The sequence below is a fragment of the Advenella faeciporci genome, from assembly GCF_014652395.1.
GTDB lineage: Bacteria > Pseudomonadota > Gammaproteobacteria > Burkholderiales > Burkholderiaceae_B > Advenella > Advenella faeciporci.
In genome coordinates this window covers 206,614-216,685 of the sequence record NZ_BMYS01000003.1, presented here as the reverse complement: position 1 = coordinate 216,685, position 10,072 = coordinate 206,614, and the positions used below count along the sequence as shown (strand labels likewise).

Sequence of the window (10,072 nt, the reverse complement as noted above, 5' to 3'; positions counted from 1 at the left end):
GAGGCGATAGCCACTCTGGCCGGACAGATACTCTTGGACTAATTTGATTTTGAACGGCAAATCATATTTTGTCATTGAAAAGACCCCTAAAAGTTGAATGGGTGTCCAACTTTTTGGGGTCAGTTCACTCCTGCGTGGGAATGCCTACTCCTTCTGCCCAAAAAGATTACGCAGTTTATACAGGGCATCCAAAGCCTCCCGTGGGCTCATGCTGTCAGGGTCAAGATCGTTAATGGCTTCCCGCAGGGCCTGCAGTTCAAGCTGGTCATCGCTGGCCTGGTCATTGGCCGGGGCGGTTTCGGCAAATAAATCCAGTTGTGCCGTGTTGCTGGCCTGGTTTTCAAGGCGTTCCAGTTCACGCTTGGCCTGGCGGATAACCGCAGCGGGAATGCCGGCCCGCTGGGCAACCTGGATCCCATAGCTTCGGCTGGCTGGGCCTTCCTGGACTTCATGCAAAAAAACAATGCCACCGGGTGATTCGGCGGCGGCCAGATGAACGTTGACGGCGGCCTCGTTTTGTTCGGGCAGGCGCGTAATTTCAAAGTAATGGGTGGCAAACAGGGTAAGCGCCTGGTTGTGGGTTAACAGGCGGCAGGCAATTGACCAGGCTAAAGACAGGCCATCATAGGTCGAGGTGCCGCGCCCGATTTCATCCATCAGTACCAGACTGTGTGGCGTGCTGGCGGCCAGGATCGCAGCGGCTTCGGTCATTTCCATCATGAAGGTGGAGCGGCCGCCGGCCAGGTCATCGGCAGCGCCAATGCGGGTGAAAATACGGTCTATCATGCCAATGCGGGCAGACTGGGCCGGTACGAAACTGCCCATGCGAGCCAGCAAAACAATCAGGGCAATTTGCCGCATGTACGTGGATTTACCCCCCATATTGGGGCCGGTAATCAGCAACATGCGCCGGTTGGGGTTCATTTGGCAGCTGTTGGGGGTGAAGCGTTCTATGCTGCGTTCAACCACCGGATGGCGGCCCGCCTCAATCTCAATAATGGGGGCCTCGCACAATTCAGGGGCCACCCAGTCATTGTTGCGGGCATGTTGCGCCAGTGATAAATACACGTCAATTTCAGAAACGGCCTGGGCGCATTGCTGCAGCGCCGGTACGGCCTGGGCCAGTTCTTCCACCAACTGTTCGTAAAGCCATTTTTCCCGGCTTAATGAACGGTCCTTTGCCGACAGGATCTTGTCTTCCCAGGCTTTCAGTTCGGGTGTAATGTAGCGTTCAACATTTTTAAGGGTCTGGCGACGGCGGTAATCATCGGGGACTTTGTCAATCTGACCTTTGGACACTTCAATAAAGAAACCATGGACCCGGTTGTATTCAACCCGCAGGTTGGCAATGCCGGTGCGGCTGCGTTCCCGGGCTTCCAGCTCCAGTAAGTAGGTGCCATTGTCGCTGGCCAGGGAACGCAGTTCATCCAGTTCGGCATCAAAGCCCGCGGCAATCACGCCACCTTCACGGATTAGCGCAGCGGGTTCTGTATCAATGGCCTGGTGCAGGCGCTGTTGCAGGGCCGGGTCTATGGCCAGAGCTGAAAACAGTGTCTCCATGCGCGGGGTAGAGGCAATGTGCTCATTGAGCAATTGGTGCAAATCGGGCAGGCGGGCCAGCGCATCGCGCAGGCTGGCCAGCTCGCGGGGGCGAACTGATTGCAGCGCAATACGGGTGGCAATGCGTTCCAGGTCGGGGAATGATTTTAATAACTGGTTGATTTTTTCCAGCACGATGGCCGGGTGCATGGGACTGTCTGATTTGCCCATCAGGAAAGCCTGAACGCAGGCCTGTCTGGCCACTACCGGTTCATTGGCACGTAGCGGGTGGTGCAGCCAGCGGCGCAGCAGACGACTGCCCATGGGGGTTTCGCAGGCGTCCAGCAAAGAGAACAGGGTTGGGCTTTCTTCGCCGCTAATGGTTTCGGTAATTTCCAGGTTTTTGCGGGTTACCGGGTCCAGGACCAGGTAATCGCTGGCTTGGTCAACGCTAATGCCCTGCACATGGGACAGCGACTGGGTTTGCGTTCTTTCGGTGTAACGCAGCAGGGCACCGGCAGCGGTGACTGCCGAAGGCATGTCGTGAATACCGAAACTGGCCAGGGAATCAATACCAAAATGCTGGCATAGCAGAGTGTTGGCTTCGTTTTGGTCAAAGTGCCAGTCTGCGGTTGTGCTTAAAGTGCCTTGCCAGCTGGTTTCCGGTTGAAAAGAGTCTGCATGCACGATTTCGGCCGGGGCAATACGGTGGATTTCAGAATCCAGCGAAGCCACATCGCATTCGGTAAGACGGAATTCGCCACTGGCCAGATTCAGCCAGGCCAGACCATACTTGGGCTGGCGGCCTTTATGGGGCAGGTAAATGGCCATTAAAGGACGGTCGGATTTGGACGGCAACAGGGTTTCATCGGTCAGGGTGCCGGGGGTGACAATACGTACAATCTTGCGCTCAACCGGGCCTTTGCTGGCAGCCGGGTCACCAATCTGTTCACAAATGGCCACCGATTCACCCATGGCCACCAGGCGTGCCAGATATTGTTCCATGGCATGCATGGGTACACCAGCCATGGGAATCGGCTCGCCATTGGAGGTGCCGCGCTTGGTGAGGGTCAGATTCAGCAGGCGTGCCGTTTTAATGGCATCGTCATAAAACATTTCATAAAAATCGCCCATGCGATAGAACAGCAATATTGAGCCTGCTTCTTCTTTAAGGGCAAGGTATTGCTGCATCATGGGCGTGTGGCCGGCAAAACGGTTAGGGACCGCTTCGGCTTTGGAAGAAAGGGACTTTGTGCTCATAGAGGGGTATTGTAGCGGTTAAAACCAGGAAATAAGCAATGAAATGGTCAGGACCGAGATGACCGTAGACAGGAAAATGCTTTGGGAAACCAGCTGTGAATTGCGCTTGTACAGGGTGGCCAGCATGAAAGGGCCCGTGCCGGTTGGCAGTGCGGCCAGCAGGATGGCGGCTTGCTGGTAAACCAGCGGCATATCAAAAACGTAAAACACCAGAAGTGCCGTAAAGGCGGGCAATAGCAACAGTTTCAGGGTAAGTACGGTCACCGTGCCGGTTTGCAAACCCTTATTGGGGGTTTGTGCCAGAAAAAGGCCAATGGTTACCAGGGCACAGGGGCTTGCCGAAGCGCCCAGCAAACGGGTAAATTCCAGCAGTGGGGCCGGAATGCTTACAGGGCTTGCCGCCACCACACCACCCAGAACCGGTGCGGCAATAAGCGGATTTTTAGCCAGGGAAAGCGCGGTTTTGCGCAGGGTTTCACTGAGTTTGGGTGAAGACTGAATGCCAAACTCAATGAAAATAATGGCCATCGCAAACAGCACGCAGGCGGTTAATAGCATGGAAATGATAGCCGGTATCAGTCCTTCCGGCCCAAATACAAGCGCGCATAAGGGAAGACCCATATAACCGGTATTGCTGTAGGCGGCGCTTAGGCTGTTAATGCTCCGGTCGGCTAGTGGTGCTGTTTTTTTCTGCCAGACCAAAAACACAAGAAAGACAATCAGCATGGAGCCCATGGAGGCACTAATGAAGCCCGGCTGGTACAGTTCTTGCCAGGGCGTGGTGGCCATGGCCTGAAACAGCAGCGCAGGCAGGGCCAGCCACACCACGTAAAGATTCAGGTGGTGGGTGGCCTCATGACTGAGTATTTTCTTTTTCGCAGCCAGATAACCGATCAGGATCAGGGAAAAAATCGGTATTACCGCATTTAATACAGCCGTCAAGCTGAAAATTCCTTTGTTATTTGAAAGCGGTTTCTATAAAGCTGCGTAGTTTACGCGATTGCAGGCGTTCGCGTGGCATTTCACGCAAAATTTCCAGGGCTCGCATGCCAATATATAAATGCTGGTTAACCTGTGTACGGTAAAAATCGGTGGCCATGCCGGGCAGTTTCAGTTCGCCATGCAGGGGTTTGTCTGACACGCACAGCAAAGTGCCATACGGAACCCTGAACCGGAAACCGTTGGCGGCAATGGTTGCCGATTCCATATCCAGCCCAATGGCGCGCGATTGCGACAGCCGTTGGACCGGCTCATCGTGATCACGCAATTCCCAGTTGCGGTTGTCAATGCTGGCTACGGTGCCGGTGCGCATAATGCGTTTGAGTTCCCAGCCATCCAGACCGGATACCTGGGCGACGGCTTCTTCAAGGGCAACCTGGACCTCAGCTAGGGGTGGAATGGGTACCCATAAAGGCAGGTCGGCGTCCAGTACGTGATCATCGCGCACATAACCGTGTGCCAGTACGTAGTCACCCAGTCTTTGGGTGTTGCGCAGGCCTGCGCAGTGGCCCAGCATGATCCAGGCAGAGGGGCGCAGTACGGCAATGTGATCGGTAATGGTTTTGGCATTAGAGGGGCCTACACCCATGTTGACCAAGGTGATGCCGTTGCCATCAGGGCGTTTAAGGTGATAGGCCGGCATTTGTGGCAGGCGCACCGGTTGACTGCCTGCTTTGGGGCTATGTGTGGCGGTGGTGACCAGGTTGCCTGGCTCAACCAGTTCGCTGTAGCCACTGCTGGGGTCACGGACCAGTTCGCGGGCTTTGTTGCAAAAGGCATCCACATAAAACTGGTAGTTGGTAAACAGCACAAAACCCTGGAAGTGTTCAGGGGCCGTTGCCGTATAGTGTTGCAGGCGGTGCAGGGAGTAATCAATGCGCGGAGCGGTAAAGGGAGCAAGTGGCGCCGGCGTATTGGCTTCGGTTTTCAGGGTGCCATTGACAATGGCATCATCCATGACCGCCAGGTCAGGTACATCAAAATAGTTGCGCAGGGTCAGGGTGTTGGTATTGCCATATACCCCTTCCACATACTGGCTGCCAGTAAATGCAAAGTGCAGTGGAATAGGCGTCTTGGATTCGCCAATTTCAACCGCGAGCCCGTGGTTTTTAATCAGCAGGCTGATTTGTTCCAGCAAATACGATTTATACAGTTCGGGTTGGGTAATGGTGGTGGAGTAAATGCCTGGCTCGGTGGCGTAGCCGTAAGAAAGACGGGAGTCAACTTCCTTGTGATCGGTAACGCGTAGCCGAATGGCCGGGTAAAATGCCCGGACGCTATATTCGGGCGGGATTTCGTTATTGATGAAATGCGTAAATGCCGTGCGAATAAACCGGGTGTTACGTTGATAAATAAATACCAGCTGCTCATAAGCCTTTTCAGCATTGTCGAAGGCGGTAAAAGCAATATGCTCCGGGGTAGAGATTGCCTTGGGAGAAAGATGAGTATGTGTCATTGCAGTAACGGTTCTATTTTGTTATTGGAATTCAAGGAATCAAGTGATTTTTCTTTCCGGACAGTATAGCGTCATATTATGACAATGACAGCACGCTCATTATTTTTTGCTGGCATGTTTGATGATATTGGTGCAAACACCGCGCATCATGTCCACTTCTTCCTGGCTCATGTGAATGCGGGTGAACAGGTAGCGCATGCGGGGCATGAGTTTTTTCGGGTGTGCGGGGTTCAGGAAATCAATGGCGACCAGGGCCTGTTCCCAGTGTTTAACCAGGGCTTCCACTTTTTCACTGGGGGCATACGCTGCTTCAGGCGGTATGTCGCTGGCCGGTGTGGCAGTGGAATTGCTTTCCATCAGGGCGTAACGCAATTCCCAGGCGGCCAGCTGCAAGGCTTGGGATACATTCAGGGAGCTGTAGGCCGGGTTGGCCGGAATGTGACAGATTCGGTGGCAACGGCTGATTTCATCATTCTCAAGGCCGGTTCTTTCCGTACCCAGTACCACCGCCACTCGGTTTTCGGGGGCGCTGGCCAAATGACGGGCGCTTAATTGGGCGCTTTGGCGGATGTCCAGGGCTGGCGGGCCCATGTCCCGGCTACGTGCGGTCAGCGCGAATGACAGCGTGACCGGGGCCAGGGCTTCATCCAGGGTTGAAACAAGGTGGGCATTGTGCAGGACATCGGTTGCGCCACTGGACAGGGCAATGGCTTCGGGGTTGTTTTTGATGTCCGGGTCTTTGGGAGACACCAGTACCAGCTCGTTAAAGCCCATGGTTTTGATGGCCCTGGCGGCGGCACCGACATTGCCGGGATGACTGGGTGCCACCATGATAAAACGGGTATGGGCAAAGCTGGGAAGCATGATATTCCTTCAAAAACCATATATTCTAGTGAAAAACAGGTGTTTGGCTAGAACTTGAGGCGGTTGTCATTTAAAATGCCTATTTTACCCAACTCGATTAAAACAGAACAAATATGCATCCAATGCTCACCATTGCCATCAAGGCAGCAAGACGTGCCGGCGCAATCATCAATCGCGGCAGTCTTGATATTGATAAAATTCAAATCGCCCGTAAAGGCCATAATGATTATGTGACTGACATTGATCACGCTGCAGAAGAGGCGATTATTGATGTGTTGCGCGATGCTTACCCTGATCACGCCTTCCTGGGGGAAGAGTCCGGCTTTGTATCCGCACAAGATGGCGACGCCAGTGCCGCTCCCGAATATCAATGGATTATTGATCCGCTTGATGGCACCAAAAATTTCATTCACGGTTTGCCTAATTATGCGGTTTCCATTGCCCTGGCGCATCGTGGCGTCATTACACAGGCCGTTATTTATGATCCGGCCCGCAATGAAATGTTCACCTCTACCCGTGGTGGTGGCGCTTTCCTTAACGACCGTCGTGTACGTGTTGCCAACCGTGCCCGTTTTTCCGACGCCATGCTGGCTGGCCGCTTCCCTTCCGTGACCAGTTCCAATCGCAAAGGAGCCGAGCGTTTTTATCCCCTGATTGATGAAAGCTCGGGTTTTCGCCGTTTGGGTGCTACGGTGCTTGAATTGGCCTATGTGGCCTGCGGGCGTCTTGACGGTTTCTGCGGTGTCAACCTGAAACCCTGGGATATTGCGGCAGGCAGCTTGCTGGTTCTGGAGGCCGGTGGCCTGATTGGTGACTTTGAAGGAGAGCAAACCTGGATGAAAACTGGCAATTTGCTGGCAGGTGGTCCCAAAGTATTTACTCAAATGATTGCTGCTTTGCAAGAATAACGCCAAGAAAACCTGAATGGAACAGTTTATTTATTTACTGAAGGCGGCCTTCCTCGGGGTGGTGGAAGGTCTGACCGAGTTTTTGCCTATTTCAAGTACGGCGCATTTGTTAATTCTTGGCGACTGGATCAATTTTGATTCGGGTGACTTCAAGGTTTATGAGATTGTCATTCAGCTGGGTTCCATTCTGGCGGTTATGTGGATTTTCAGGTATCGTCTGTGGCAGGTCATACGGGGTACTTTTACCGGTGATCGCACCGAGTTGCTGTTTACACGCAACCTGATTCTTGCTTTTTTGCCCGCCGCCGTTATTGGGCTTATTCTGATCAAGCAGATTGCCCAGTTGCTTGATGGCAAGTTTATTATTTATGCATTTACCCTGGTACTGGGTGGCATCCTGATGTTGTGGGTTGAACGCCGCCCCGATATGGCCAAGCATGCTCCCGCCAATTCCGAATCCCAAAGTGCCAAGGTGCAACGCCTGGAAGACATTACCTGGAAACAGGCGTTGGTGGTGGGTTTTGCCCAGTGCCTTGCCATGATTCCCGGTACGTCCCGTTCGGGCGCCACCATTATTGCCGGCATGATGGCGGGCATACACCGCAGAACCGCCACCGAGTTTTCTTTCTTTCTGGCCATGCCTACCATGCTGGGGGCTACGGTCTTAAGCATGTATAAATATGGTGGCGAGCTTAGCGACAGCAATATGCTGGCCGTGGTGATTGGTTTTATTGCGGCTTTTATCAGTGCCCTGTTGCTGGTTCGTGCCTTGCTTAAGTTTATTAGCGTTTATTCTTATCGGCCGTTTGGCTGGTATCGTATTGTGCTGGGCCTGATTGTCGGCCTCTGGGTGTGGTCGGCAGCCGCGTAAGGTTCTCTGCGACTCCCGGGGTTCTGTTAATTTCTGGTTCCCACGCGGGAGCGTGGGAACGAGTAGCGTGGAACGAGTAAACGAGTAAACGAGTAACGAGCTTATTGGTTCAGCTTGTACTGGTCATCCAGATTGAATTCACGCAGGATTTCTTCAGTATGCTCACCCAATAAAGGCGGGGCCATGCGATATTGAATGGGCGTTGCCGAGTAATTAATGGGGTTGGCCGTGGTGGGCGCAACACCGGCAATCGGGTGCTCAATCGTTTTCCAAATGTTTCTTGCCTTGACTTGTGGCATTTCAAAAACCTGGTCAATGGTATTGATAGGGCCACAAGGCACGCCTGCCGCTTTCAGTTTTTCCAGCCAGTTGTCCCGGGTATCGGTACGCATGATGAGTTCCAGAATGGCAATCAATTCCTTGCGGTTTTGCAGGCGACTGCTATTGGTCGTGTAATCCGGATTTTCTGCCAGATCGGGGCGGCCAATGGCCTTGCTGTAAGCGGCAAATTGACGGTCGTTGCCGACGGCGACAATCAAATGCCCGTCGCTGGAAGCGAAAACCTGATAGGGTACGACGTTCTGGTGAGCATTGCCTGCCCGTTTGGGGGCAACGCCTGAGGTCATGTAGTTCAGGTTCTGGTTGGCCAGCATGGCAATATGGCAGTCCAGCAAGGCAACATCAATGTGCTGGCCAAGCCCGCTTTTGTTGCGTTCTTGCAAGGCGCCCAGGATACCAATAGTGGCATACATACCCGTCATGAGATCGGTAACCGCCACGCCTGCCTTTTGCGGGCCACCGCCAGGCAAGTCGTCGCGTTCACCGGTAATGCTCATCAGGCCGCCCATTCCCTGGATGATGAAATCATAGCCGGGCTCCTTGGCCATGGGGCCAGTCTGGCCAAAGCCGGTAATGGAGCAATAAATCAGCCTGGGGTTGATTTCCTTGATGCTATCGTAATCAAGGCCGTATTTTTTCAGGCCACCGACCTTGAAGTTTTCAACCAGAATATCGCATGATTTGGCCAGTTCACGAACCAGATTGCTGCCTTCTTCACTGGCAATATCTATGGCGATAGAGCGCTTGTTGCGGTTGGCACTTAAATAGTAGGCCGCTTCACTGGTGTCGTTGCCTTGCGCATCTTTCAGGTATGGAGGCCCCCAGGCACGGGTATCGTCGCCCGTTTCGGGGCGTTCAACCTTGATGATATCGGCACCCAGGTCGGCCAGGTTTTGCGAGCACCAGGGGCCTGCCAGCACACGCGACAGGTCAAGCACCTTGATGCCTTCTAATGGTAATCCACGTTTAGTCATTTATTTAATCTCGGCAAAGCCATTGCTTAATACAATAATATTTCTTTCTTTGACTTTAGCCTGGAACTGGATTTCGTGCTCATTGCGTTTCCACATTTCACATACCAGCGTTTCACCCGGATAAACAGGTGCTGAAAAACGGGTATCAAAACGAACCAGACGCGCAGGATCATAGTCGCAGAAGGTCTTCATGATAGCATGAGCCGCTACACCATAGGTGCACAGGCCGTGCAAAATGGGTTGTGGATAACCAGCTGCACTGGCAACGGCCGGATCGATATGCAGGGGATTCGGGTCGGCATTGAGACGATACAAAATGGCCGCCTGCGGCAGGATGGGTAATTCACAGACCTGATCCGGTGCCGTATCGGGGACCTTGGGCAGGGCTGGGGGCGGTTCATCACTAACACCAAAGCCACCATCTGCACGGCAGAAGGTGGTTTGTTCGATGGTGGCCAGCAAGGTACCTGCCTCATCGTAAAGCTTGCGCTCGGTAATCACCAGGGCGCCTTTGTCGGCACCCTTGTCAATTACGTGGGATACCCTGATTTTACCGGTGATTTTTCCGCTGGCAGGCAGCGGTTGATGAATCGTGGTGCGTTGCTCGCCGTGAACCAGTTTTACCCAGGTAATGCCGGCGGCCGGATCTTGCATCCAGAAGCCGGGATAACCCAGAACAACCGCCATGGTGGGGAAGGCTTTGATGTTTTTCTCGTAAACAAATTGCAGCTGGTTTTCATCAAGGGGGTCTTGTCCCAGGCCAATACCCAGCGCGTACAGGATGCTGTCCTTGACAGTATATTCCTGCACGACATCGGGGAACGTCCAGTTTTTAATAAGGTTATAGTCTAAAGCCATTCTT

General features: G+C 53.4%; 8 protein-coding genes. 2 read left to right on the top strand and 6 right to left on the bottom strand.

The window, feature by feature from the left end:
• Positions 1-144 precede the first annotated feature (144 nt).
• The 4 genes from mutS to IE074_RS04155 form a co-directional block, all read right to left on the bottom strand.
• Positions 145-2,799, bottom strand: a complete 2,655-nt coding sequence (gene mutS / locus IE074_RS04170) for a DNA mismatch repair protein MutS (protein WP_189384191.1) — start codon at positions 2,797-2,799, stop codon at positions 145-147.
• 18 nt (positions 2,800-2,817) lie between these two features.
• Complete coding sequence (locus tag IE074_RS04165) at positions 2,818-3,741, bottom strand: AEC family transporter (RefSeq protein WP_189384190.1); 924 nt, start codon at positions 3,739-3,741, stop codon at positions 2,818-2,820.
• A gap of 16 nt (positions 3,742-3,757) precedes the next feature.
• Positions 3,758-5,254: an AMP nucleosidase gene (locus IE074_RS04160; protein WP_189384189.1), complete on the bottom strand. Its 1,497-nt coding sequence runs from the start codon at positions 5,252-5,254 to the stop codon at positions 3,758-3,760.
• Positions 5,255-5,353: 99 nt separating this feature from the next.
• A complete protein-coding gene (locus IE074_RS04155; protein ID WP_189384188.1) occupies positions 5,354-6,118 on the bottom strand; it encodes an RNA methyltransferase in 765 nt (254 codons plus the stop codon).
• A 113-nt stretch (positions 6,119-6,231) separates the two neighbouring features.
• Between IE074_RS04155 and IE074_RS04150 the strand changes: the two genes are divergently transcribed.
• Both IE074_RS04150 and IE074_RS04145 read left to right on the top strand, forming a co-directional pair.
• On the top strand, positions 6,232-7,026 hold the full coding sequence (locus IE074_RS04150) for an inositol monophosphatase family protein (protein WP_189384187.1): 795 nt from the start codon (positions 6,232-6,234) through the stop codon (positions 7,024-7,026).
• Positions 7,027-7,042: 16 nt separating this feature from the next.
• Positions 7,043-7,897: an undecaprenyl-diphosphate phosphatase gene (locus IE074_RS04145; protein WP_189384186.1), complete on the top strand. Its 855-nt coding sequence runs from the start codon at positions 7,043-7,045 to the stop codon at positions 7,895-7,897.
• A gap of 101 nt (positions 7,898-7,998) precedes the next feature.
• Here the strand turns inward: IE074_RS04145 and IE074_RS04140 are convergent, their stop codons facing one another.
• Both IE074_RS04140 and IE074_RS04135 read right to left on the bottom strand, forming a co-directional pair.
• Entirely contained in the window at positions 7,999-9,210 is a 1,212-nt protein-coding gene (locus tag IE074_RS04140) for a CaiB/BaiF CoA transferase family protein (protein WP_189384185.1), read from the bottom strand.
• On the bottom strand, positions 9,211-10,068 hold the full coding sequence (locus tag IE074_RS04135; protein ID WP_189384184.1) for a MaoC/PaaZ C-terminal domain-containing protein: 858 nt from the start codon (positions 10,066-10,068) through the stop codon (positions 9,211-9,213).
• Between the last annotated feature and the right edge of the window lie 4 nt (positions 10,069-10,072).

Coding starts and splice junctions, on each gene's coding strand:
- IE074_RS04145 (WP_189384186.1), top strand. CDS start 7,043: ATGGAACAGTTTATTTATTTACTGAAGGCGGCCTTCCTCGGGGTGGTG.
- IE074_RS04155 (WP_189384188.1), bottom strand. CDS start 6,118: ATGCTTCCCAGCTTTGCCCATACCCGTTTTATCATGGTGGCACCCAGT.
- IE074_RS04135 (WP_189384184.1), bottom strand. CDS start 10,068: ATGGCTTTAGACTATAACCTTATTAAAAACTGGACGTTCCCCGATGTC.
- mutS (WP_189384191.1), bottom strand. CDS start 2,799: ATGAGCACAAAGTCCCTTTCTTCCAAAGCCGAAGCGGTCCCTAACCGT.
- IE074_RS04160 (WP_189384189.1), bottom strand. CDS start 5,254: ATGACACATACTCATCTTTCTCCCAAGGCAATCTCTACCCCGGAGCAT.
- IE074_RS04140 (WP_189384185.1), bottom strand. CDS start 9,210: ATGACTAAACGTGGATTACCATTAGAAGGCATCAAGGTGCTTGACCTG.
- IE074_RS04150 (WP_189384187.1), top strand. CDS start 6,232: ATGCATCCAATGCTCACCATTGCCATCAAGGCAGCAAGACGTGCCGGC.